Below are 23,989 nucleotides of genomic sequence, written 5' to 3'. Positions count from 1 at the left end.
TAACCTCATCTATTTTGAAAAGAAATGGGCTTTCTACCGATTACTTTTTTCCATTTGCTTTTTCTTTTCCTCCATGCTAACATGCAAGTAATCACTTGCATATATAAGGAGTTGAAATTTTTGTCTTCACAATTGACCGCGGAGCGGATTCTTGATGCCGCCATCCAGTTGATCAGTGAGAAAGGCTACGCCGCGGCCACAACCCGTTCAATCGCCGAACTCGCAGGTGTCAATGAGGTGACTGTTTTCCGTCATTATGGAAATAAACAGGGGATTTTAAAAGCCATTATAGATAAATATTCATATGGACCAGTGTTGCAGGAAACGATTCAATTCGATATCACCTATGAATTGGAGAGAGACTTGCTTCATTTTTCCAGTAAATATTTTCAATCCATGCTGCCAATCAAGGACTTGGTTCTGATTGCCTTCAAAGAAGTCGGCACGTTTCCTGAAATCGATGAAGAAATTGCAAATATACCCCGCTTTTTGAAAGAACAATTAATGGGGTATTTCAGTGAAATGAAAAAAAGGGGAAAAATATTGGATGTGAATGTAGAGGAAGCATCTTTATCATTCATTGCCGTTAATTTTGGACATTTTATCTCGCATATCCGCTTGGGATCAAATGTGACTGACCTGGATATTAAGGAATTGTTGAAAACAAGTGTATTTATTTTTTCTAGGGGACTTACCCCCTAGAAAAAATTTTTACAATATATGCAAGTAAGTACTTACATTCAAAGGAGGATAACAATGAAAGGGTTGAAAGCAATTATTAAGTTAAGAGGAACTTATATTGGAATTATGGCAGCCATCATGTTTCAATTGATCTTTTTTTCCGTATGGCTGACTGCTTATAAAGGGGTGCAAGACAGGACAGAAAACTTGTCAATCGGAATTATCAACGAAGATCAAAGCATGGGTATGGACATTGCAGATAAATTTGAACAGGATTTACCTTTTCAGGTAAGGAAATACATGTCTTTTGAAAAAGCTTCCGATGAAATGAATGAGCGAAAAATAGATATGATCATCCATATACCATCTGAATTTTCATCATCCTTGCAAGCGGGAAAGCGACCTTCGATCTATTACTGGATTAACCAGGCAAACGCAACATCCACCAAAACGATGATGGAGCAGACTGCCAATCAAGTGAACAATGAACTCAATACAAATATCTTCGTTCACCAAAAAAATGCAGGTACAGCGATGTTTGAGCAGAAGCTGAAGCAGTTGCCTTTGGAACAGACGATTACCGATGAAATTGAAAAGGCCGTAGGATCGGTCATTGGTTCCATTCATCCGGAACCGGTTGAGGGGATTGTGAAGCAGACGAATGCCGTCCATGATTTTTCCGCTAACCTAGTTCCATTAATGGTGATCATTTCCTCATTTGCCGGTGCCATGGTCATGGTCATGCAAATCCATGAAGCCGCTGAAACAATCCGATCCAATTATTCAAAATGGAGCTTGTTCTTCGCCAGACAATTGGTGAATGTGGTGGTCGCCTTCTTGCTGCCCTTCCTGACCATCGGTCTTATGAAACTGTTTGACGTCGCGAGCCAGGAACCGCTAATGATGGTTTATCTTTTTCAAGGTGTCATGTTCCTTGCATTCCTGATGTTTGCCCAAGTGTTCGTCTTCCTTTTCGGAAATTACGGCATGGTGTTCAACATCCTGGCACTATCCCTCCAACTCGTCACTTCCGGCGTTTTGGTTTCAAGAGACTTGTTATCAAATAGCTATCATGCTTTGGCGCCTTTCCTACCTGCGACATATGGTGCAGACGGGTATTACTCCATTGTCTTTGGCGGAAACAGTGCTATGTTAATGGGCAATATTGGGTACCTTTTGCTGATTGCAGGTTTCACTTTTATTTTGGGGATGGGCGCGGTTGCCCTTCGACGTAATCATCATGTATCGAAGACTGCAAAGGTAAATACGTTGCTGGAAAATTGATTATTTTTGCAGTACATCACAAGAGAATTTTCATACCTACAAAAACCAACCCCTCTGCCGTTTTCGCGGGAGAGGGGGCTATTGTTGGAAATGGAAGCATTGATGAAGCGCTGCTTAAAAATAGAATTCCATACAGTATGCGATATCAAAAAATAGGTATGTTATCTTGGAAAAATGATTCCTTTGCTAACCTAACATCTTAACTAAACCCGTATGTTCCCACCAAGCACAAATAAAGGTTGGCGGTAAAGAAGGCAAAAAAGATGAAAGGAGGCCCATTTAAATAATCCCTTGGACGCGCAAGATGATTTCAGCAATAATTGCTGATCCGATAAATGTCCCTAACATGACCAGGCTTGCAACTATAATTGTCTTCCATCCTAGTTTCATGAAGTCGGTCCAAGAACGACCAATGGCAATGCCTGCATATGCAAGAATTGGAGTTGCCAAAGCCAAAAGCTGGACTTCTCCAGTCCATTCAACAATTTTTTCAGAACCTGGCATCCACGGCATCGACACAACCACTCCAATGATTGAGATATAGGCGATACTTGGAAAATTAATGGGAATTAACTCCCTTAAAATAAATCCGGCCAGGCAAATTAATATAAGAACAACCATCCCCGGGATTGCCGCCAATGGCAAAATATTGTATCCTGCCCAATTGCCCAATATAGCTGTAAAACCAAAGATAACAAGTAGCAACGCCCATTCCTGGATATTTTTCAGCATTAGTACCCCTCCTTCTTACGGGTCATCCAAGAATATATTTTTTCAGTCAAAGGCAGTCCAATAAATATACTGACCCATAAGCCTGTTGACAGTGATAGCAGATTGCTCGCTCCCGCAAAAGCAATAATTTGTTCTTCCATTTCAGGGAAGGCTGCCACCAGTGAGCCGCTTGCCGCCGCCATCATACTACCGCTTCCAACTCCAGACGCCATTGCGAATGATAGCGGACTTAATGGCGTAAGGGTTGCCAGCAATCCAGAGATGAGTCCCAAAAAGGCTGCACCAAACACAGTCCCAAATATATACATCGCCATTACACCACGTCCCTCTGGTGAGTTGATGCCAAACTTGTCCATGATCAATCCCACATTCGGCTCTCTTCCAATGGAATGGGTCATACCGACGGCCTCACGTTTCATCCCAAGCCAAATTGCAACGGGAAGCGCAAGAAAAATGGTTCCTAAGTTTCCCAGTTCCTGCAAAACCAACGCAGGGCCGGCTGCAATGACATCAGGGAGGGAAGGACCGATAATGACTCCGATTTTTGCTAACAGCAGTGCCACCCCCAGGACAATAATAGGTTCTGCATTCATAGCCTGCTTTTCTTTTACAAGCGGTGTAAAATACAATATCAACCCAATGATCAAAGCATAGAGCATGGGAAGTAATAGAATCACTCCAGGTCCAACTGGAATGCTGAAAGTTCCAATAATTTCGGTTATAATAACTACTAATATTACAAGTGCATGCAAGCGCCAATCTTTCCAAAGACCGTATTTTGTATTATTATTTTCACTCATGTTAATCCCCCTTTTAAATGCTTATAAATTGCTCTTCCCTTCCACTCCCAATTTCGAAATTATTTCAAATACAGCCGTCGAATCTTGCTGCCCTTTCTTTAAATACTCAGCTATCTGAAAAAGCTGACGGGCCGATTCACTTGCTACTGTCGGGACTCCTGCACTTTCAGCTAAACTCCGATATAAATTCAAATCCTTCGTCATATTAAAAAGAGAAAATTTCACTTCTTCCGGACTATTTTTCAATAAGTTTGGACCAAATACTTCCATCACTTTTGTTTGGCCGGAGCCTTTTTGTAAAATAGATGCTATTTTCTGTTTCGATACCCCGGCTCTTTCTCCGGTTAAAAAAGCTTCACTTAGCAAAGTGATAATTCCCCCGACAATCATGTTATTGCACAACTTCACTATTTGACCAGCTCCGCTTTCCCCCACATAGTCTATTTTCTCTCCAACAGCCTCCAAAACGGGCAAGATATAGGGGAATTTCTCTTTGCACCCTCCAACCATAATCGTCAATGTTCCTTCATCAGCTCCGGAAGGCCCCCCGCTTAAAGGGCAATCAAAATATTCAAGGTCATGCTGTTTTGCTATTTTAGATAACTTTCTTGTCAAATCAACATCGTTTGTGCTCATATCTAAAACGACAGCACCCTTTTTTAGTGCGCCAAACGCTCCCACTTCAGAATTAAGCATTAATTTTTCAATTAAAACAGTGGATGTCAGTGATAAAATCAGGACATCCACTTCACTTGCCATTGCTCTAATGTCCTTTTTCACCTTGGCACCTATATCTGCCAACTTTTGTACTGCCATTTCGTTTATATCATAGACAGATACATAGTATCCTTTTTTAATCAGGTTTTTTACTAGCCCTGATCCCATCCGGCCACATCCGGCCACTCCAATATTTCTCATCAACATTCTTCCTTTCTGCATTAAACCACTCATCTCCTTCAACCTGGAAGGATTTATTGTAAATGGAGCAAGACTGCTATGAATGAGCCAGCAGCCCTGCCCTTTACATTCACCTTCTTAAGGCTTGATGTATACCGTTTTGTAATCTGTCCAAAAGTCCAATGCGGTCGAGCCCTGCTCCCGAGGGCCAATACTTGAAGCCTTTTTTCCACCAAATGGGTATTGATTTTCAAAGTAGTTGGAAGGAATATTGACATGTGTTACTCCTGATTCTATATTCCGAACAAAGTGAAATGCTTTTTTCAAATCATTTGTATAGATTGTGGAAGAGAGTCCAAAATCGCTTTCATTTGCCAATTCCAACGCCTCTTCATATGAATCGACTGTAGTGATTCCAATAACAGGGCCAAAAATTTCTTCCCGGAATATCGTCATATCCTTTGTTACATTACTGAAAATGGTTGGAGCAACAAAGTACCCTTTATCCAAACCATTATCAGTTAACCTTTTTCCGCCAAATTCAAGGATAGCCCCCTCCTCGATGGCTGAATTGACGTAACTCAAATAAGTATTTAATTGCCCTTCATCAACGACAGGGCCATTATCAACATTTTCACCAAAGCCATCACCGATAACCAATCTCTTAGCTCGAGAAACTAATTTCTCCGTCAATTCTTTTGCAATAGATCTAAGTACGATCACACGGCTTGTTCCCGTACACCGCTGTCCGTTATCCCAAAATCCGCTGATGACCAAATTTTCAACTGTTTCATCAATATTGACATCTTCCAGGATAATGGAAGGATTTTTACCGCCCATCTCCGCCTGCATTTTTGCTCCTCTTGTGCTGACTGCCTTCCCCAAAGCTAGTCCAACGTCTGTTGATCCGGTAAAAGATACAGCTTTAATTTTCGGGTGATTCCCGATTGCATTGCCAATCACTCCCCCAGGACAAGTAACCATATTGATGACACCTGCAGGAACCCCTGCCTCTTCAAACATTTCTATGATCTTGACACTTATGAGCGACGTATTGCTTGCCGGCTTGAAGATGACTGTATTTCCTGCTATGATGGCCGGAGCAATTTTCCATATACCTATACCAAGCGGAAAGTTATATGGAGCAATCACTCCGACTACACCAAGCGGTTCCCTTACTGTGTAGGCAAATATATCGCTTTTATGCGAAGGTACTGTTTCACCTGTCAGCCTTGTCGCTTCACCGCTGAACTGTTTCATGGCTTCGATTGTTTTTTGAACTTCTCCTTTTGCTTCCCGCAGCGATTTTCCAACTTCTTTCGTAATGATGACTGCCAACTCATCTTTTTTTTCCTGAAGTAACTGAATTAGATTGAATAATACATCTCCCCTAGTTGGAACAGCTGTTTTTGACCAACTTTCGAATGCGCTTTCAGCGGAAGCAATAGCTAATTCAACATCCTCTTCATTTGATTGTTGAAAGTACCCTAAAACTTCCTCTGTATTAGCCGGATTGATGCTTTCGAATGTTTCATTTGTACAGGATGATACCCATTTGCCATTTATGTAATTATAATAAATATCGGCCATATGACACTCCTCCTTCTAATGGTTGTTTACATCATCATAAATCTTAAAATTCACAAATTAAATGTGGCAAGCAACAAAAATCAGTCCTCTTTTTTGTTGCTTGCCACATACAACCGAAAGGCGATCACTAAATCGATCCAATCTTTTTCATTGTTAAATTCAATTTGCAATATCTCTTCTATTTTTTTTAAACGATAGTAAAGTGTGTTCGTATGGATATGCAAAATTTCAGCAGTTTTTTTGTGGTTTTTGTTTAAATCGATGAATATTCGCAATGTTTCTATGAAACTTTCATCAAGGATATAAAGTTGTTGCAATTTATCATTCATGAACATATCCAATATCTCTTTATCTACCTCATATAAAAGACGTTCTATTCCCAACTTTGCATACTCGACCATTCGAACATTATGTTGTTTAGCATAGCCAATGGAACGGATCGCTTCATTATAGGATATGGATAAATCACGAATCGACGTTTCTCTTCCAACACCATAGAATATATCTTTTTCATTTTTCCACAGAGCCTGGATTCCATTAATCAATTCATTTATGTTGGTGTGCTTCACCTTAGGTAAAATCATAATTAATTGAAATGCGCGTGTGAAAATTAAACTATGCAAAGTAGCAGAATTTGTAATCCGCTCAATCGATTTGACAAACCTCTCTTTATCAACCAACCTTTCCGCTTCCCATAACGGTTGATCTTTTCCTTCCAAAATAATGCATTGAACAATCCAATCCTCATCCCACTTTACATATCGCAATGCGTGTTGCAGGTCTCTGCCTGATTTTCCTTCCAATAATTGATTAAAAACTTCTTCCCGGAAATGTATTTCTTTTTCATAAATTGCATTATCTTTAATAAGCTATAAAGCAATGGAAAGACTTGCTTGCTCAATTGCTATTTGATCCATTTCAGAAAAGGACTGAAATGGCCTTTCCAATAGCAACGCACCTAATATGTCGTCCCCTCTTCTTATCGGAAAAGCATTGGCTGCATCTTCCAGATTTACATCTGTATAAAATTCAGCGGTAGAAGATATCATTCTTTCCAACATAGAGATGACTTTCTTGATTCCACGCCCCTCAATAATCAATTGGTAAAATCGGTTATGTATGGTGATTGATTGCTTCAGCAATCTATTCTTCTCTTTTAAGTGACTATAGACATGTGCGTTATCTATAGCGATGGCACTCTGACCGGCAACCACCTCAATGACCTGCATATCTTCTTTTGTAAATACCCCATTTTGATTGTAATTATTGACGGCCACCACACCCAAACACCGATCTTTATTGATGATAGGTACACAAAACATACTTTTGATTTTCCTTCTTTTTACCCCTTCATAATAATGGCGATAATTCTCTTCTGTCATATTCCCCATATAATCATCTATTTCTTGTTCAGAGGTGAATAGTTTCGGCTTTTTTTCGATAAAAACTTTTCCAGTAATGGACTCCCCTGGAGAAAAGGCAACCTTTTTTAACTTTTCTTGGTTAACGCCCTCTCCTTTCGCGAATTTCAATTTATTCTCTACATTGTCATACAGATAAATGAGAAGGACATCCGACACATCAATCAATTCTTTCGCTGCAACAATGACATTATGCAAAATTTCCTCCAGCTTTAATGACTGGTTTAAAATTTTGTTCATTTCCAGCAGCTTGTTTGTTTTATAAATATTGATCATATTGTGCGCCATTTTATTTCTCCTGTATATAAATTTTTATACCAAACGACTCTGAGCTTTAAGGTGTTATAAAATTTATAAAGAAACATATTCCACAAATTAAATACCATAATAACAATGCCTGAAAAGCTGCTCAAGCATGTCATTGTCATTTGCATTGATTGCTCAACGGTAACGGCCTGAAAAATCCTCTGAATCCCGCCCAACCTGTTTCCCCTTACCATTTTGTGCCGCAACAGTCTAGTTACTCACTAATTATATTGCAAGCAAGAATGGCCATGTATTTTGATGATACTCCATTTTTTTAAACTTCCTTGCTATAGGAGACATAAAAAAAGAGGCCTCCTTGAAATGGAAGAAAGCCCCGATTCCCCTTAACACATGATCAGAAACCCGTTATACGGATTCTTTCATAAGATATCGTTTCTTTATTTGTGTAGAAGACAGCTCCAATAAAACAGCGACAAGAAGGATCGCATAAGTGATAAACCCTACTTCTCGGAGGTCAAAATAGAAGCTTGACGCCATGAATAATTCGAAACCAATTCCACCGGCTCCTGCCGCGGCACCCATTGCAACAGCAACGGTAAAATTTGTTTCGAAGCGGAGAAATGTCCAGGATAAGAGAGATGTTGCAGAGGAAGGGAGCACTGCGTTCGTAATGACTTGCCACCAATTTGCTCCGCTAGCGCGCAATGCCTCAATAATCCCTAAATCCAGATCTTCAAACGATTCAGCAAAAGCCTTGACTAGGAATGCAACGGTATGAAGCAGCATTCCCAAGACTGCGGCTTCACTGCCGAGCCCTGCAGCAATCGCAAATATCAGTACCCATAATACTGTTGGCACAGACCGAATAAAAGCCATGATCACGATGATTGCATTCGCAATTGGTTTTGGCGCCAGATTTTTAGCGGCAAATAAACCAATGAACAAAGATATAACTGCACCCGCTATCGTGGCTAGAAATGCCAAGCCGATCGTCAAAGTAATTTGATATAGAGCTTCTGGCAAGGAGAAGTTATTGAGGGAAGGCTGCAAAAATACAATCTTTAAATTATCAATTGTAGCGGCAATAGCCTCTAGCAAATGAATATTATTATAGTTAAACGTCAAAAATCCATAAATGGTAAGAAACACCAGGACAATAAAAGTTCCAGTCATCACAATCTTGGGCTTGTTCCAATTCGTAATTTTTATTTTCCCCGAATTGGTAGTCATCATATCAAAAGTCGGGTTGCCTTTTAAGGTGATCATTTTATAAAATAACCCTCCTGACATAGTTTGAAACCAGCTCGATCGCTATAACAACAGCGACAATACTGATCGTGATGAGACTTAGCACGTTATAGTTCATACTTTTGTAATACAAATCAAATGCAAACCCGATCCCAGTTCCGGTTAAAATGCCGATCAGTGTGGAACTTCGGATATTTGTTTCGATCATAAACAGAATCCAGCTGATGATTTGAGGAGAACATTCCGGGATCACTGCTTTTGCTACTACTTGAAAATAATTGGCACCTGTAGCTTGAAGCGCCTCAACTGATGCTTTGCCCGTTTCATCTATGGTTTCTGTAAATGCACGGGTCAAAAACCCTAATGTAGCCAAAAACAGTGCAAAATAGCCCGTTAGAGCATTTTGTCCAAAGGACAACAGCAAAATCAGCGCCCAGGCGACTATAGGGATATTCCTGAATACTGAGGCTATGAGTCGGCTTAATGTACTGAAAATATTATTCACCTTTGTTGTCTGTGATCCTAATAATGCCAGTAATAAAGAAAAGACACTGGCAGTAGTCGTAGCGGCGATGGACAAAAAAATAGTTTCGAATAACTTATCCATAATGGAAGGCATCTTCTCCAATGACTCGCTTGTGATAAAAAGATTTGATGCCATCCATTTAAAAGCCTCGGGGATGGATAAGAGACTATGGATAAAGTCGAAATCTGTCATTTTGGATGAAAGGAGTGTAATCCCGACCATCACGAGAGCAAATATGGTAAATTGCCTTTTTTTCCTTCTGAACACTTCGATATCCATTGATCTCCTCCTACTCCATGATCAGATTTCCCGCCTCGGATCCGTAAATTCGATGGATGACGTTAGAGGTCAAGCCATCAGGCTTACCATCATAAACGACCTTTCCGCCGTTTAATCCGATAATCCGGTCCGAATACCGCTTCGCGACGTCAACCTGGTGCAAATTAACAATGCAAGTGATATTCATTTCCTTGGATATGCTTTGTAAATGGTCCATGATCACTTTGGAAGCATTCGGATCCAACGATGCAATCGGTTCGTCGCACAACAATATTTGCGGGTGCTGTATAAGGGCACGGGCAATGCCTACACGCTGTTTCTGTCCGCCGCTTAACTGATCACATCTTTTATACGCATGTTCCTGCATGCCAAGCTTTTTCAGAAGTGAAAATGCATCTGCCTTCTCTTTCTCAGTGAACCGGGTCAATACACCTTGAAGGGTTGTCTTATACCCCAATCTGCCATGTAACACATTTTCAATCACTGTCAAACGTGATACCAGATTATAATGTTGAAAGATCATGCCGATTTGGGTCCGATGTTTACGAAGCTCCCTTTTGGACAAAGACATCACATCAACATCCTGAAAAACAATCTGGCCATCTTCAATATCCACCATTCGATTGATACAGCGGAGCAAAGTGGATTTTCCGGCTCCGGACGGCCCGATAATTGAAACAAACTCCCCGCTTGTAATATCGAAACTGACATCTGACAATACTTGTTTATCTTTTTCATATTGTTTAGAGATATTGTTCACTGCCAAAAAAGACATTCATACAACTCCTCGGTTTTGTTTTTTCAAATCAAAGGAGCGTATAGGCATTTGGTGAATACGCTCCTTGCAAGCTGTTCCACTAACGTATTCTATTTTGACAGTTCACGGATTGGATCAAACCATGCGTCATCCGTTTCTACAAATTTTTCCTGATCCGTCTTCTTGAAAAGTCCTGTCTCTGCCTCGCCTTTGACAAAAATCTTCTCATTGTTTGCGACTTCATCAGAAGTGAATGCCTCTTGGATTTTTTCGAAATCTTCTTGATTCAAGCTTTCCATATTCGCTACAAACGGGGCATTCAATACAGGAGTGACACTGATTAGTGTGAATTCCTCACCTGGAACAGTGTTGAATGGCTCCGCTGCATTCTCACTAACCTTATAGGTTGAACCTGGGCGATTTTCTTCACCGTCTGCCAGTTCTACATAGTTAGCGACACATGTATCACAGAACGCAGCTACATCTGCACGATTGCTCAGCAGATTTACAGCCGAACCTTGATGGGAATCCCCATATAATACTTCTTTAAAAAACTTTCCTCCCTCCATTAAATCCTCAGGCATCAAGTCCTTCCATTGATCTTGTTTTGAAAAATGAGCAATGATATCACTTGACGGTACTTTGAATCCCGAAGTAGAGCTGTTTGATACGAAAGAGAATTTAGAACCTACAATGTTATCAATTGAGTATTCGCCGTTCGTTTTATACTTATCGGTATCTCCAGCTCTTACTGCAAGCCAGCTATAATAAACAGCATCATCCAAGGTTCCTGATGCACCACTTGGAACCACAAGAGGTTCAATATTATCATTTTTACTTCTCGCTTCTATATAGCCTTGGGCACCCATGAAAGCTAATTCGGCTTTGCCATTGGCGATCGTTTCAATAGCCACTGCATAATCTGTTGTTAATTTATGTTCCACCTTTCTTCCAGTCGCACCTTCTATGATTTTGCCAATCTCATCACGGGCGTCCTTCAAATCATTACCGGATTCGTTCGGATACCATACCATTGTAATTTCTTTTGAACTAGCTGACTTCTCACCTGAACAAGCACCAAGAATCGTAGAAAGAAAAATTAACATTATAATTGATAAAATTGACTTCTTCATGATTCTCTCCTTTAGGTTAATCGTTCTTTTTACAGCCATCATTCATCTGTTTCCCTGTCTACTGAACTACTTCTATCCAATGGATGAGAAGTCCCTTTACCTTTATTCAAACATATTTCCCGGGGAAGTAAGGGCGATTTACACACTCTTTATCAATCTTTTACAATACCTTGATATTTGAAAATAATAATTGAATGGATTTGACAGGACTGTCAAAATCTCCAATCTCTATAGGCGTGCCAAAATCACCATGATAATCACTTCCGCCAGTCATGAACAACCTGTATTCAGCTGCGTAGGACTCTACTTTTACAATATCCTGGACTATGTGATCATAATGATTGCGTTCAATACCATCCAGCCCGCTTTGTACAAGTTCAGGTATCATGTCAAATGAATCCAGCTGGCCCGGATGAGCTAGAACGGCATAGCCCCCGTCGCGTTTAATCGCTTTAACAGCATCATTGGCATCGACATACTTAATATCACGGGCACAAATTCCGTCCCCTTTGAAAAGACTTTTATACATGTGCTTATATTCTTGTGTGGAAAAATGGGCATCAGTCAAACAAGCCATGATATGCTGTTTATAAATGATCCCCCCTTGAGCCGCCTGCTTTTTGACCTCGTCGAGTTCCACCTGAAAGCCGTTCCTCTGGAGCTGCTCCACCTGCCACAAGGAGTTTTCATGCCTTCTTTGAAGCAATGGAGTGCATAGTCTTTGAATATGTTCCGCCTCTTTGTTAAAGGCATAGCCCAATATATGCACTTTTCGGTTTCTCTTAAAATCATAGGCTGAGATTTCAACAGCCGGAATCACCGTAATCCCTCTGCTTGCTCCTGCCTCTTGGGCATGCTCAATGCCCTGAACAGTGTCATGGTCGACAAGACTGATATGTGTAATCCCTTTTTGTTCAGCCATCTCCATGATTTCTTCCACTGTATTCGAGCCGTCGGAATAATTGGAGTGCACATGCAAATCAGCTTTCATGCCCCTACTCCTTCCAAACACTCCCCTTTTTGAAAGTCGAACACTTTGTCGCATAACCCTTCCATAAATTCCAGGTCATGGAAGATGCCAATGAGTGTCGTTCCTTCATCTTTCAACTTTTCAATAGCTTTTCGGACCTTTAACTTTGAAGCATCATCCAAGCTTGCTGTAGGCTCATCAAGCAGCAATAACCGAGGCTTTTTCACAATGGCACTGGCAATATTGAGTCTGAGCTTTTCACCGCCCGAAAAAGTGACAGGATAGTTATCCCATAGCCCTGGATCCAAGTCAAAATGAGTCAGTGCTTCTGCCGCAATCACTTTTGCTTCCTCCTGTGTCCTTCCCATTTCCAATACGGATTGTTCAACAATTTCACGGGCCGTCGTTCTTGGCATGGCACTTAAAAACTGTGAAACATAGCCGATTTCATTTTGGCGTAAATAAATCATGTCTCTTTCAGAAGCTTTCATTAAATCGATTTTTCCGAAACGCTCTGAGTTATACATAATTTCACCGCGCTCAGGTAAATATGTTCGATAAATCAGTTTCAGAATGGTGGATTTTCCGCTGCCGCTTTTACCGATTATTCCAATGAATTTGCCTTCATCCAATGAAAAACTGATGTCATTCACTGCATGTATTTTCTTTCCAATATGATGAACCATGAATGATTTATAGATAGATTTGACTTCCAGTAATCGGGTCATCTATTCTTTCCTCCCGTCATGTTTTTTTATGAACTGTTTAATATCCAGGTGGAAATCATTCAAAGATTCTTTGATTTTTTCGTAAGGCCAGTCCCACCACTGGATAGCTTGGAGACTCTCAATAACCTCAGGGGCAAACCGATATTTAATGACTTTTGCCGGGACTCCGACAGCAATGGCATAAGGAGGAATGTCTTTTGTTACAATGGCACCACTGCCGATAACCGCTCCATTTCCAATCGTGACATCCGGCTGTATAATTGCTCCGTGTCCAATCCATGTATCATGACCGATGAAAGCTGTGCGACTCACACGCCGCTCAAAAAACTCCCAATCATCCTGCTCGCTGAACCCGAACATTTTCTTGCGATAAGTGAAGTGGTGGAGTGACGGCCTTTCATAAGGATGATCAGTAGGGCCGATTCGTACCATTGCTGCAATATTGGAAAATTTTCCTATCACTGCATTTTGAATGAAGCAGAACTGACCAGTATAGGAATAATCACCAAAAGTGACATTTTCAAAAAAGTTATACGTGCCCACTTCATTGTATTTCCCGAACTCTACATTTTTCAGCATCACATGGTCGTGGATAAATGGTTCATTTCCCAATCTCACTTCTTTTGTGTTCATCGATAATTCGTCCTTGTCATCAGTTTTCCATCTACAAAGGCTGCTGTTACCACTGGGAAACCATCATCCATTCTTTCTATAATGATAATATCCGCTTTCTTCCCTTCCTTGATAGAGCCGATTTGATCATCGATTCGCACCGCTTTGGCCGGATTTAATGTGACAAGCTGAAACATTTTGTGCAAGTCCTGTCCTTTTTTTTCGCCAAGCAGAAAAATGGAGTGTAATAGGGCAGGTGGATAATAATCGCTGCACAAAATATCAATGGCATCTTCACGAATAGCTTCTGTTGCGCATAAGTTACCGGAATGCGAGCCACCCAGCATGACATTCGGAGCACCGGCAATTGTCCATAAACCCATTTCTTTTGCTTTCTTTGCCACTTCAAGTGTTGTTGGAAATTCACTGATAGAGGTACCATAACTTTTGACAAGGGACAGTTTCTCCATTTCATCGTCATCATGGGAAGCAATCGCAATATTTTTTTCCAAAGCCAATTGGCTTATTTCCTTAATCTGTTCAAGTGTTATTTTGTCTTTCTTCATTCCATTAGTAATGATTTCATCTATCTCAGCATCAGTAATATCACTATAGCCTTTTAATGTTTCACGGTAGATTTCCAGATTCCGATACTGTCCCTGCCCTGGCGTATGATCCATAAAGGAAATCAAATGCACTTTCTCATCCTGGATGTTTTGTATGAATGCATCCACTTGCTCGATGTTGTCAATCTCAAATCTTGCATGCATTCGATTTCGGATCAAATGCTCGCTTGTATGAGTTTCATTGATTGCATGAATGAGCCGATTCACATTTTTCGGATTACGGATCGGTTTATGGCTGAACCCGTCATCTTTATAGATTGACAGCGAGTGGAACATGGTAGTGATCCCATGACTGATCAGGATGCGTTCCGCTTCCCGAATCCCCATATTGAAGTCCATCAGTGTCGATGGGCGAGGGGAAACAATCCCTTCTATATAATCTGAATGGATATCGACGAATCCTGGTGATATATATCCGCCGTTTGCATCCAATATTTGATAGTGTTTGTACTTTGCAGCATCCTGTTCCGGAATAACGGCGACAATGCAATCATTTTCAATCACCACTGCATGCTTGTCGACAATCCGGTCCTCTAAAACAACTTGGCCATTCATCAGTAAATACACAAAATCCCTCCGTTAAATCAGTGAGTAAACAAGTTGCTGGGTATATTCATGCTGTGGATTTTCCAAAATTTGATCTGTCAATCCCTGCTCTATAATCTTTCCGTCCAACATGACGATTGTCCGATCAGCCAACATACGAATGACTGCCAAATCATGCGAAACAACAATCATGCTGATTCCCAACTCCTGCCGGATCGTTTTGATTAGATCCAATACACTCGCTTGTACAGATAAATCAAGGCCTGTCGTCACTTCATCCAACAATAGAATTGGTGGTTCATTCGATAAGGCCTTGGCAATTTGAACACGTTGCTGCATCCCTCCGGAAAATTTCCTCGGTTCGTCTTTGATACGGGAAATCGGTATGTGAACATGCTTTAGAAGCGCTTTGCTTCGATTTTCCATATACTCCACGTTGCGGTTACCCGCAGCAATCATTTTTTCTGCAATGTTGCCGATGGATGAGAAATCCATTTTCAATCCCAATACCGGATTTTGATAGATCATACCAAGAATGGTATTCCGTATATGGCGCAATTGCTGGGATGACTCTTCAAAGACATTTGTCTCGCCATTATTGTATGAACTGATATATGCCTCCCCCGAAGTCACCTCATTGTCGAAATACAGGCACTTCATCATCGTGGATTTTCCACTCCCACTCTCACCGACGACTCCTAAAATTTCACCGGGATACAATTCAAACGATACATCATTGCAGGCATAGACAGTCCCGCATTCAGGGCAACTGTTTTTCTCCCAAGTAACTTCGTGTCCGTCATCACAATGATCACAGCCTGAACCATATTGTTTTCTCAAGTTCACTACTTTTAGCACGGGCTTATCTTGCATTTTCAACCGTCACCTCAGCTTTCTGTGCTTTTTTGTTCAATGTGGCGAGACAATAGCTCGTATCATTGCATTGATAATATGTCTCGTTGGTTTCGGGATGAACTAATTCATCCAAAAACACATTGGTTGAATGACACAAATGACAATGTTTCCCTTCAAATGATTCCACTTCCATCGCATGATCTTCAAAAGCCAGCGAGACTACCTTCGTATATGGAGGTACAGCATAAATCTTTTTCTCTCGCCCCGCCCCCAGAAGGATTAAAGACTCGGATTGGTTCATCTTGATGTTATCGAAGCGGGGAATGGGACTCGGCGCCATCACATATCGATTATGGACAAGCACCGGATGATCCGCATTTGTTGCTGTTTTTCCATATTTCATAATCTGTTCGAACAGCATAAGCCAGGCACCGCTGTATTCATTCTCGGCATGTAATTGTTTCGTCTTCCATTCACTTGGTTCAACCCAGCGTAGCGGTTCAGGAATGGGGACTTGTAGCACAAGCATCTGATTCTCTGTCAAAGGCACTTCTGGTATTCTGTGCCTCGATTGAATAATTGTCGCGTCTCTGGTTTCTGTAGTGGTTTTAATCCCGGTCGTCCGATTGACAAGTTTTTTAATGTTTACCGCATTGACCGATTCGTCAGCCCCTTGGTCAATGACTTTTAACACATCTTCCTTTCCGATAATGGAGAGGGTGATTTGTAATCCTCCGGTGCCCCAACCACGAGCAATCGGCATTTCCCTTGATGCAAATGGAACTTGATATCCCGGAATGGCTACTGCTTTCAAGATCGCCCTTCGAATCTCTTTTTTCGACCCTTCATCCAGCAGAGCAAAGTGGGGTTTATTTTCCATGTTGTTCAGCCCCTTGTTTGATTTTCCTCACGCTGTCCAATTTCGACTGGAATGTCACGTAATGCGGCAGCTTTAAATGAGAAATGAATCCACTTGATTCAACCGAATCAATGTGCAGAAGGATGAATTCCTCATCATGCGTCGGATAGTCTTTCTTGCCATGCTCCAGCGCTTGATCCAGAATGCTCATCGCAATCGCCTTTGTTTCATTCTGGCCATAGCAAATGCCATAACCGATCTCGAATTCAATCTCTTCTTCGTTTTTTTCATTTTTGGTGGTAATCGGGATAAATGATTCCACTTCTGTCACTTTTATTTGACCTATATAATAATCATTCTCTTCATCATTTGTTTGGTCGGCTGGATCGCTGATAGTCAATGGAAGCATTCCTACACGCAACTCTCCGACTGTCGGGTGCACTGCACCATACCCCCTTATTGCAGCATACCCCAGGGAAGTGACAGCCCCTGTCTGGCCTCTGGTTAAAATTTGCAGCCTCTCACTGCGTGTTGTCGGAAACTGGACGCTGCGCTTCGTTACATCAAGCGGCTCCGTATCATTCTCTTCATAAAACGGGAACAACTTCTCCTTGCGCAGATAATCCACAACCTTGGGCAAATCTTCCAGACTGGAATGGTGGCTCATCTGTACATTTTCTTCCATGTATTCACGAAGCCAGTCCTGTACCGCTTCCTTCGTCTCAGAAAGCAGGTCGAAGTCCATTAGCCTGTGCGTATAATCATAGGTGGCCCCTAAAATCTGTCCCCCCGGAATATCCTTGAAACTGGCTGAAATTCTTCGTTCAACAAACATTTTGTCAGTCTCAATCACCCGGGTATAATAGTTTCTTGGCAATGTGGAACGATGGGCTCGCAACAGGAAAACCGCCTCTTCCATATTTCCTTCTGATTGTTTGATTGCCAGAGCGGCCAACAGTTCAGAATACAGGCTGCTCTCCGACATCACTTGATCAATCATTCCACGCATGCCAGCCATGATCGCCTTGATTTCCAGCACTTCCTCTAATCGAATCCGTTCAAATGTCAACCGTTTAATGGACTCTTCAATCGCTTCCGTCCCACCTTTTACTGCTACATAAGCCATCCGTCACACCCCACACATCTTAATGACCGTTGTTCTCGGTATGCAAACAACATTAGACCGTTCATCTACGAGAATCATGTCGACACCCAACGGATACTCCTTGTTTGCTTTCCGTCTTTCTTCAAGCCATTCTTTAGAATTTGCAATTGAAAGTTCTGCTGTCGTTTTGATTCCTGGCCCTTCCAAAATCAGTTCTCCCTCATCGCTAAATGCTGTCTCCAAAATAATGGTTGCAGATTGCTGCGGATTTGGGAGAGTTCCGGTTTTCACCTCTTGAAAAACGTTTATAACCTGTTCCTTCGTTGCTTGTTTCGTGATAAATACGTAGTCTGCGGCTGATAACTTTTCCTGAACAGACATTGTATAAGCGGCTATTTGCTCTCCAAGCTTATTAGTCTGTTCACCAACAAGAGCAAAGGAGGCTTCCCGGTCAAGCAATGTTAAGGCAGTAATAAAAGTTGCCGGAAGTCCCTCTGAAGAAGCGGAGAGTTCTCCAGTAAGACCTTCCATACTTTTAATCGTTCCGGGTCTTGACATACAATGAAGGATTGTCCGAAATCCTTTTTGAATATCATGTACTAAATCAATCGCCATTTTTTCACCCCTTTATGACTAAACATCCATCGTTTCAAAGTTCACTTTCGTCTTTTGAATAACTGCCGCATCTAACCTCTTTGATGCTTCAATACGTCTCTCTTCCTCTTCTAATAATTGAATCCATTTATTTAATTCGCTTAAGTCGGCTTTAAATGCCGCATCAATCACAGCGAGCTGATAGGCAAGATCTTCTTCCATTCCAATTACAATGCCAATGCCGACTTGATCTTTCACTTTCACTTTGCATTCAGTCACTAAAACTTCCCCTAGGTAGAACAACGTTTTTTTCGCCGTCTCCCTCATCTTGATCATTGTTAATGCTCCCTGTGGCTTCATGATGATTTCAAGGGAATGGTTATTTTCTATTTCCTGCGCCAGTTTCTTTGGTATATCCCGGGATCCTTCTATTAAAATGCGCATTCTCCTATTCCTTTTCATGAATCTCACCTCCCCACAAACCGATCGTAACATGTTGCCAAGTAAGCCAGTGTAAAGGGTTTATAAAGATATTGTAAAGATATTAATTGGAATAATATGGATTAATCGAATTGAAAGGTTCAGGAGAAAACGGCCGGTTCGGGGAGAATTAAATCAAAAAAGCCGCTCCACATAAGATCTATGGAACAGCTTAGTTGAATTCTATTTTGGTGTAATGGCATACCTGAAGGAATCGCTTCGATATATGATTTTCGTATACTCTAAAACTTTATTTTGCGGTTCGGCAATACAATTGCTTTCCACAATCAACAGCGGTACCAATGCGGTGCATTCAAGCATTGATCGTTCTTCGCTTGTTGGAAAGGAAATACTCAAATGGCTGGCGCTGCTTGTAAACTCCATATATCCCATTTGTCGGTAATACGCGAACATGGAACGCAACTGCGCACCGTCCTGCTCTATATTCGGAAAAGTCGACTTGGCTACATACGAGCTATGCAGCGCAACGGGCTTTTCTTCAATTAAACGCAATCGGGATATTTTAAATACCTCATCACTCTCGGTCACTTGCAAAGCAGAATAGATTCGTGGATGATAGGCAATTTTTTCACAGCTTACATTTTTTGTCTTAAGAGGATAACCGGAACTCAGCATTTTTTCTGTAAAACTTTTACTGCCTGTCAAATGAAGCTCAATCTGCTGCTGACTGTCTTTCAAAAAGCGGCCTTTCCCTTGCTGCGAGTAAATATATCCCATCTCCTCCAGCTTCTGAAGAGCATTCCTGACCTTAATACGTGGCACTCTGTAATCATTCGCCAAATCGTTTTCAGAAGGCAGCCGTTCATTCGGCTTGAATTTATCCTGCATGATCGCTTTCATTAAATCATCTACAATCATCTGCTCTACATCTTGAGTCATCCGGTTCACTCCTATGATTGCGTTTTTCAGCTAAAATTGGTTATTGTCCATGTGCAATATTTTTCAGGTCCAGCTTATGTAAAACACTAAACTTTTCCGGCCATGGACTGAAATAATATAAATATAAGTCAAAGAATGAATTAACAAACTTTCCACCATTCTTTGACAACATTGAATCGGCTCTTAAGTTACCGGGTGTCAGGTAATCAGTGATTACATTCATCTGATCCTATTCACCTTGAAAAAATTATAACAGGGCGCTGTTTGGTTTATCGAGCCTATTCAAAATCTAATATTACCACCCCTCCTTTTGATCTTACAATTCATTGGATATATGTCCGTCTTCATTTCCCATGCTTTCACTTATTATTGAATAAAAGCTGACATGTATTTCACTTTAATTTTGTATCTCTTATACCTTTAAACTGTCATAGCAAGATGGACATGCCGTGCATCCAATAAAAATCTTAACTATATTATAATCTATTTTAATGAAGTTACAGGCTTAACGTTATATGATGAAACCAGTATGAGGATAGACGATGTGGAACACTATTTATCTGGCTATTGCCAGTATTTACAGCATCGGGCGAGTCATCTGGAACCTTTCAAAATCGATCTTGAAGATATATAGGCCATAGACATAGCCCCTCTTGCAATGAAAAAAGAGGGGCTTCTCTAAAAATAAAATAGGGCGGTAGGAAAACAGTTCGTTTTCCTACCGCCTACTGTTAGTCATTTACGGGGGCTCGACTCCCCCTTGAAACAAGTGACGCATCCCCACTTTAAGTAAATAGGAGTTATGTCTCCAATCCCAAATCCGTGCAGACCGCTCCCAGGACCCTCATGAGAACCAACGGAACGACTGATTGTGAGCTCCTCACCCCGATTTTACTTTGGAGAAAGGAAGTCAGGTGTGGGTCCCTTTAAAATGATGCTCCTTCCTTCCAAAGCAGATCCTGCATATTTTTCTTTACTTCCAAAATTCTTAGAACAGAATGATCTTATTCAAGCGATATTTCTGGGATTTGAGACATCTCGAACAATCTTTGCCCCAGAGAATTAAGTCAGTTTATTTATTAACAACGTCTGTATTGGAAAAAACAACTTTCCCGTCAAAAATGGTCAATTCAACCTTTGCATCCGGTATTTCTTCCACGGGGATATTAAAAAGATTCCTGTCCAAAACAGCAATATCCGCAAGCTTTCCCACTTCCAATGTACCTAGTTCCTGCTCCCTGAACACACCATAGGCGGGACCGGCTGTATAAGCTTTCAGAGCATCGGCCAGAGTAATCCGTTCATGTGGATGCCATACTGTCTCTCCACTACTGTCAATCCTTGATACTGCACGATAAATTTGAAGTAGCGGACTTAATACATCGATGGGAAAATCCGTTCCAAAGGCCAGATTTGCCCCGGTTTCTTGTAATGTGCGTATCGGGAAAACATATTTCTCCCGTTCAAGTCCAATCCGCTCAGTGTAAACACCCCGTTCTGACATGGCAAAATGATCGGGCTGCATCGAAACCGTAACGCCAAGCTCCTTGAAACGGTGAATATCGTCAGGATGGATCACTTCTACATGCTCGACGGAATGCCGGGAATCTCGCTTGCCGTTGGCCTTTTGTGCTTCTTCGTATGCATCCAGCGCAAGGCGGATCGCTCCGTCCCCAATGGCATGAAAGCGAATGCTGAAGCCATCTTTATCAGCATCAACCACCCATTTTTTAATGATCTCTGCGGGGAATGATGTCTCACCGCATGTTTCCGGTTGATCCGCATAAGGTTCGAGCAAGTAAGCCGTTCGAGCGGTAATGACTCCATCGATAAACTGCTTAAGACCTGACATCCGGAGTTTATCCGATTGATACGTATCCCGTAACTTTTTGGCGCGTTCCAGATCGCCGTTTAATGCAGGCCATACATGAACCCGCGTCATCAATTCATTATTATCTTCAAATTCCTTGAAAAGCTCATAATCGTATAGCATTTCCATTGCTTCTGTCGCAAACAAATCATGGACAGAGGTAATCCCCAAACTTGCAGCATGGGCGGAGAAATCCCTAAAGAGCTCTTGCTTTTTTTCATGCGTGAAATCATACGCATGCCGGATAATCTTATCCATCGCGCCTTCTTATAAAATACCATTGGGCTCGCCGTTTTCATCTTTTCCAATCATTCCGTACGGAGGTTCTTCCGTATGGCGGGTGATATTGGCAATCTCCAGCGCTTTCGAATTGACCCATGCATAATGGCCTTCTGCATGATACATAAGTGCAGGGCGGTCCGGAAGTACACGATCCAATGAATGACGTGAAGGTAATTGCTGAGTATCCCAATACCCCGCATCCCATGTAGAGCCGATGATCCAAGGTGCTTCTGGCCGTGATTCTGCAAATTCACGAATGATCTCTAAAGCTTCCTGTTCTGAACGGGCTGGGAATAAATCGGCGCTGTTCATCATCACTGCTCCGTCCATCAGATGAAGGTGGAAATCATGAAATCCCGGCATAATCAATTCGTCATGAAATTGATAGATTTTCGTATTCTCGTCAACATAAGGTTCAACCTCCTTTTCAGAGCCGATAGCAATGACCTTGTTATCTTTAATTGCTATGGATGCAGGTTCCGGCTGATCTGAAAGCCCTGTAAAAACAGCATTTCCTGAAAGTATCATATCCGCTGATTGTTGACTCATTTCTCATCAATCCTCTCAATAATAGATTAATTTGCTTCTTCAAAAGAAAGTTCCGGGGGCGGTTGTCTAAACATTTTTGTTAGGTATAACAGGTATAAGAATCCAAGCGTAAGCCAAGTTCCCCCCAGTATCAGCGAATGGATGTCCAACATGACCATAATTGATCCCGTTAGTAAAGCACCAATCAATGGAATAATGAAGTATCGAATGGTTCCCATAACGGATCTCTGTTTTTTTCGGAAGAAATAAAGAGCGATCACCGAAATATTTACCATGGTGAAGGCAAATAAAGCACCAAAATTGATAAGAGATACAGCCGTCGTAAGACTTAAGAATAGAGAGCTCAGAGCAATGACTCCAATAATGATAATGTTAAAGACAGGTGTACGATATTTAGGTGAAAGATATCCAAATATTTTTGTGGGCAGGACACCTTCACGTCCCATAGCATATAAAACACGAGAAGCGCTTGCTCCTGAGGCAACAGCCGATGAAAATCCAGCCATAATACCCTCTGCAAGAACATAACTTGTCAAAAGGTTGCCACCAATAAACATGGCAATTTCCATATAGGCAGCTTCCGGGTTATTAAACGATTGGTATTCCGGCCAAATAAGCTGTAAAAAATAGGAACCAATAATATAATAGAGTCCACCAATGATGGTAACAAGATAAATAGCTCTCGGCAGATTTCTGCGAGGGTTTTTCGTTTCTTCAGACAGAGTTGTTACAGCGTCAAACCCTAAAAATGAAAAGCATAAAATAGGAATCACGGACATGAAATCAGACATTTCCACATTTGAATCAATAAACGGAAAGATGGAAAGCAGTGTCCCTGCACCCTGTCCATTTAGAAGCCCCTTAATTGAAAAGACAACGAATAACGTCAACGTCCCGAATTGCAGGAATAAAAGGGCCGTATTAAACTTCGCTGCAACTGTTATGCCAAGTATATTGATAACAGTAACTATAATGATAAAGAGAATAATCCAAATGGATATAGGTATTGAAGGGAAATATGCCTTCATGGCTATTCCTAACAATAAAGCACTAATCATTGGACTGAACACATAATCCAATATGATTGTCCAACCTACGAGAAAACCCATGTGAGGATTTAGAGACTTTTGCGTAAATGTATAGGCTGCACCTGCATTCGGGAAGGCTTTCACCATTTGTGCATAACTATAGGCCGTAAATAACATCACGATTAAGGCTACGAGATAAGCGGTTGCTACCATTCCGTTCGTGCTATAAGCGGCAACCCCATATGTTGAAAACAAAGTTGTCGGCGCCATAAAGGCCAACCCAAAAAACACAACATATTTTAATGAAAGCGAGCGTTTAAGGGTTGGTGTGTTTGGATCATTCATATGTCATTTCCCCCATGCTGCAATT

At 41.3% G+C, this 23,989-nt stretch carries 23 protein-coding genes and 1 pseudogene; 2 read left to right on the top strand and 22 right to left on the bottom strand.

Annotated elements, in window-relative coordinates; all coding sequences use genetic code 11:
• The first annotated feature begins 120 nt into the window (after window positions 1–120).
• Window positions 121–702: a TetR/AcrR family transcriptional regulator gene (locus C509_RS0110270; protein ID WP_018706847.1), complete on the top strand. Its 582-nt coding sequence runs from the start codon at window positions 121–123 to the stop codon at window positions 700–702.
• 54 nt (window positions 703–756) lie between these two features.
• Window positions 757–1,965, top strand: a complete 1,209-nt coding sequence (locus tag C509_RS0110265; RefSeq protein WP_018706846.1) for a YhgE/Pip domain-containing protein — start codon at window positions 757–759, stop codon at window positions 1,963–1,965.
• A 279-nt stretch (window positions 1,966–2,244) separates the two neighbouring features.
• On the opposite strand, the gene C509_RS0110260 is transcribed toward C509_RS0110265, so the two are convergent.
• The 22 genes and pseudogenes from C509_RS0110260 to C509_RS0110140 all read right to left on the bottom strand — a co-directional run bounded on the left by C509_RS0110260 (window position 2,245) and on the right by C509_RS0110140 (window position 23,964).
• Window positions 2,245–2,697 carry a hypothetical protein gene (locus tag C509_RS0110260; RefSeq protein WP_018706845.1) on the bottom strand — a complete coding sequence of 151 codons (453 nt, stop codon included), beginning with the start codon at window positions 2,695–2,697 and terminating at the stop codon, window positions 2,245–2,247.
• The gene (locus C509_RS0110255; protein WP_018706844.1) at window positions 2,697–3,497 is read right to left on the bottom strand and encodes a DUF3100 domain-containing protein; all 801 of its coding nucleotides are present in this window, start codon (window positions 3,495–3,497) and stop codon (window positions 2,697–2,699) included. The genes C509_RS0110260 and C509_RS0110255 overlap by 1 nt, the downstream gene beginning before the upstream one ends.
• 21 nt (window positions 3,498–3,518) lie before the next feature.
• Window positions 3,519–4,415, bottom strand: coding sequence for an NAD(P)-dependent oxidoreductase (locus C509_RS0110250; RefSeq protein ID WP_026319796.1), 897 nt, complete (start codon window positions 4,413–4,415; stop codon window positions 3,519–3,521).
• A 117-nt stretch (window positions 4,416–4,532) separates the two neighbouring features.
• Window positions 4,533–5,984, bottom strand: coding sequence for an aldehyde dehydrogenase family protein (locus C509_RS0110245; protein ID WP_018706842.1), 1,452 nt, complete (start codon window positions 5,982–5,984; stop codon window positions 4,533–4,535).
• Window positions 5,985–6,064: 80 nt separating this feature from the next.
• Window positions 6,065–6,787, bottom strand: coding sequence for a PucR family transcriptional regulator (locus tag C509_RS0110240; RefSeq protein WP_018706841.1), 723 nt, complete (start codon window positions 6,785–6,787; stop codon window positions 6,065–6,067).
• 66 nt (window positions 6,788–6,853) lie between these two features.
• The gene (locus tag C509_RS0110235) at window positions 6,854–7,693 is read right to left on the bottom strand and encodes a GAF domain-containing protein (RefSeq protein WP_018706840.1); all 840 of its coding nucleotides are present in this window, start codon (window positions 7,691–7,693) and stop codon (window positions 6,854–6,856) included.
• A 384-nt stretch (window positions 7,694–8,077) separates the two neighbouring features.
• Window positions 8,078–8,938, bottom strand: coding sequence for a PhnE/PtxC family ABC transporter permease (locus C509_RS0110225; protein ID WP_018706838.1), 861 nt, complete (start codon window positions 8,936–8,938; stop codon window positions 8,078–8,080).
• 1 nt (window position 8,939) lies between these two features.
• The gene (locus tag C509_RS0110220) at window positions 8,940–9,725 is read right to left on the bottom strand and encodes a PhnE/PtxC family ABC transporter permease (protein WP_018706837.1); all 786 of its coding nucleotides are present in this window, start codon (window positions 9,723–9,725) and stop codon (window positions 8,940–8,942) included.
• Between the two features lie 10 nt (window positions 9,726–9,735).
• Window positions 9,736–10,500 carry a phosphonate ABC transporter ATP-binding protein gene (phnC, locus tag C509_RS0110215; RefSeq protein WP_018706836.1) on the bottom strand — a complete coding sequence of 255 codons (765 nt, stop codon included), beginning with the start codon at window positions 10,498–10,500 and terminating at the stop codon, window positions 9,736–9,738.
• A gap of 92 nt (window positions 10,501–10,592) precedes the next feature.
• Window positions 10,593–11,615 (bottom strand): PhnD/SsuA/transferrin family substrate-binding protein, encoded by a 1,023-nt coding sequence (locus C509_RS0110210; RefSeq protein WP_026319795.1) that lies wholly within the window; start codon window positions 11,613–11,615, stop codon window positions 10,593–10,595.
• A 160-nt stretch (window positions 11,616–11,775) separates the two neighbouring features.
• The gene (locus C509_RS0110205; protein ID WP_018706834.1) at window positions 11,776–12,606 is read right to left on the bottom strand and encodes a PHP domain-containing protein; all 831 of its coding nucleotides are present in this window, start codon (window positions 12,604–12,606) and stop codon (window positions 11,776–11,778) included.
• Window positions 12,603–13,313 carry a phosphonate C-P lyase system protein PhnL gene (locus tag C509_RS0110200; RefSeq protein WP_018706833.1) on the bottom strand — a complete coding sequence of 237 codons (711 nt, stop codon included), beginning with the start codon at window positions 13,311–13,313 and terminating at the stop codon, window positions 12,603–12,605. The genes C509_RS0110205 and C509_RS0110200 overlap by 4 nt, the downstream gene beginning before the upstream one ends.
• Window positions 13,314–13,946 (bottom strand): LbetaH domain-containing protein, encoded by a 633-nt coding sequence (locus C509_RS0110195; protein ID WP_018706832.1) that lies wholly within the window; start codon window positions 13,944–13,946, stop codon window positions 13,314–13,316.
• Window positions 13,943–15,118 carry a phosphonate metabolism protein PhnM gene (gene phnM / locus C509_RS0110190; RefSeq protein WP_018706831.1) on the bottom strand — a complete coding sequence of 392 codons (1,176 nt, stop codon included), beginning with the start codon at window positions 15,116–15,118 and terminating at the stop codon, window positions 13,943–13,945. The genes C509_RS0110195 and phnM overlap by 4 nt, the downstream gene beginning before the upstream one ends.
• Window positions 15,119–15,130: 12 nt before the next feature.
• Complete coding sequence (locus C509_RS0110185) at window positions 15,131–15,970, bottom strand: ATP-binding cassette domain-containing protein (protein WP_018706830.1); 840 nt, start codon at window positions 15,968–15,970, stop codon at window positions 15,131–15,133.
• Window positions 15,960–16,832 carry an alpha-D-ribose 1-methylphosphonate 5-phosphate C-P-lyase PhnJ gene (locus C509_RS0110180; protein ID WP_018706829.1) on the bottom strand — a complete coding sequence of 291 codons (873 nt, stop codon included), beginning with the start codon at window positions 16,830–16,832 and terminating at the stop codon, window positions 15,960–15,962. Before C509_RS0110180 ends, C509_RS0110185 begins: the two co-directional genes overlap by 11 nt.
• Window positions 16,822–17,937, bottom strand: coding sequence for a carbon-phosphorus lyase complex subunit PhnI (locus C509_RS0110175; protein ID WP_018706828.1), 1,116 nt, complete (start codon window positions 17,935–17,937; stop codon window positions 16,822–16,824). The genes C509_RS0110180 and C509_RS0110175 overlap by 11 nt, the downstream gene beginning before the upstream one ends.
• 3 nt (window positions 17,938–17,940) lie before the next feature.
• Window positions 17,941–18,531 (bottom strand): phosphonate C-P lyase system protein PhnH, encoded by a 591-nt coding sequence (gene phnH, locus C509_RS0110170; protein ID WP_018706827.1) that lies wholly within the window; start codon window positions 18,529–18,531, stop codon window positions 17,941–17,943.
• 18 nt (window positions 18,532–18,549) lie between these two features.
• On the bottom strand, window positions 18,550–18,972 hold the full coding sequence (gene phnG, locus C509_RS0110165; protein WP_018706826.1) for a phosphonate C-P lyase system protein PhnG: 423 nt from the start codon (window positions 18,970–18,972) through the stop codon (window positions 18,550–18,552).
• A gap of 201 nt (window positions 18,973–19,173) precedes the next feature.
• Window positions 19,174–19,890, bottom strand: coding sequence for a GntR family transcriptional regulator (locus tag C509_RS0110160; RefSeq protein WP_018706825.1), 717 nt, complete (start codon window positions 19,888–19,890; stop codon window positions 19,174–19,176).
• A 1,072-nt stretch (window positions 19,891–20,962) separates the two neighbouring features.
• Window positions 20,963–22,591, bottom strand: a pseudogene (locus C509_RS24770) (amidohydrolase).
• 26 nt (window positions 22,592–22,617) lie between these two features.
• Complete coding sequence (locus C509_RS0110140; protein WP_018706820.1) at window positions 22,618–23,964, bottom strand: APC family permease; 1,347 nt, start codon at window positions 23,962–23,964, stop codon at window positions 22,618–22,620.
• Between the last annotated feature and the right edge of the window lie 25 nt (window positions 23,965–23,989).

The sequence above is a fragment of the Siminovitchia fordii DSM 16014 = CIP 108821 genome (assembly GCF_000374565.1).
Lineage (GTDB): Bacteria > Bacillota > Bacilli > Bacillales > Bacillaceae_C > Siminovitchia > Siminovitchia fordii.
The sequence above is the reverse complement of the archived record's forward strand: the minus strand, read 5'-3'. Positions and strand labels throughout refer to the sequence as shown.

What these genes read in the sequence shown, in the direction of transcription:
- C509_RS0110225 (WP_018706838.1), bottom strand. Translation starts at nt 8,938, where the DNA reads ATGATCACCTTAAAAGGCAACCCGACTTTTGATATGATGACTACCAAT.
- C509_RS0110255 (WP_018706844.1), bottom strand. Translation starts at nt 3,497, where the DNA reads ATGAGTGAAAATAATAATACAAAATACGGTCTTTGGAAAGATTGGCGC.
- phnG (WP_018706826.1), bottom strand. Translation starts at nt 18,972, where the DNA reads ATGAAAAGGAATAGGAGAATGCGCATTTTAATAGAAGGATCCCGGGAT.
- C509_RS0110175 (WP_018706828.1), bottom strand. Translation starts at nt 17,937, where the DNA reads ATGGCTTATGTAGCAGTAAAAGGTGGGACGGAAGCGATTGAAGAGTCC.
- C509_RS0110210 (WP_026319795.1), bottom strand. Translation starts at nt 11,615, where the DNA reads ATGAAGAAGTCAATTTTATCAATTATAATGTTAATTTTTCTTTCTACG.
- C509_RS0110260 (WP_018706845.1), bottom strand. Translation starts at nt 2,697, where the DNA reads ATGCTGAAAAATATCCAGGAATGGGCGTTGCTACTTGTTATCTTTGGT.
- C509_RS0110140 (WP_018706820.1), bottom strand. Translation starts at nt 23,964, where the DNA reads ATGAATGATCCAAACACACCAACCCTTAAACGCTCGCTTTCATTAAAA.
- C509_RS0110265 (WP_018706846.1), top strand. Translation starts at nt 757, where the DNA reads ATGAAAGGGTTGAAAGCAATTATTAAGTTAAGAGGAACTTATATTGGA.
- C509_RS0110245 (WP_018706842.1), bottom strand. Translation starts at nt 5,984, where the DNA reads ATGGCCGATATTTATTATAATTACATAAATGGCAAATGGGTATCATCC.
- C509_RS0110200 (WP_018706833.1), bottom strand. Translation starts at nt 13,313, where the DNA reads ATGACCCGATTACTGGAAGTCAAATCTATCTATAAATCATTCATGGTT.
- C509_RS0110180 (WP_018706829.1), bottom strand. Translation starts at nt 16,832, where the DNA reads ATGGAAAATAAACCCCACTTTGCTCTGCTGGATGAAGGGTCGAAAAAA.
- C509_RS0110185 (WP_018706830.1), bottom strand. Translation starts at nt 15,970, where the DNA reads ATGCAAGATAAGCCCGTGCTAAAAGTAGTGAACTTGAGAAAACAATAT.
- C509_RS0110235 (WP_018706840.1), bottom strand. Translation starts at nt 7,693, where the DNA reads ATGGCGCACAATATGATCAATATTTATAAAACAAACAAGCTGCTGGAA.
- C509_RS0110195 (WP_018706832.1), bottom strand. Translation starts at nt 13,946, where the DNA reads ATGAACACAAAAGAAGTGAGATTGGGAAATGAACCATTTATCCACGAC.
- C509_RS0110250 (WP_026319796.1), bottom strand. Translation starts at nt 4,415, where the DNA reads ATGAGAAATATTGGAGTGGCCGGATGTGGCCGGATGGGATCAGGGCTA.
- C509_RS0110160 (WP_018706825.1), bottom strand. Translation starts at nt 19,890, where the DNA reads ATGACTCAAGATGTAGAGCAGATGATTGTAGATGATTTAATGAAAGCG.
- phnC (WP_018706836.1), bottom strand. Translation starts at nt 10,500, where the DNA reads ATGTCTTTTTTGGCAGTGAACAATATCTCTAAACAATATGAAAAAGAT.
- phnH (WP_018706827.1), bottom strand. Translation starts at nt 18,531, where the DNA reads ATGGCGATTGATTTAGTACATGATATTCAAAAAGGATTTCGGACAATC.
- C509_RS0110205 (WP_018706834.1), bottom strand. Translation starts at nt 12,606, where the DNA reads ATGAAAGCTGATTTGCATGTGCACTCCAATTATTCCGACGGCTCGAAT.
- C509_RS0110220 (WP_018706837.1), bottom strand. Translation starts at nt 9,725, where the DNA reads ATGGATATCGAAGTGTTCAGAAGGAAAAAAAGGCAATTTACCATATTT.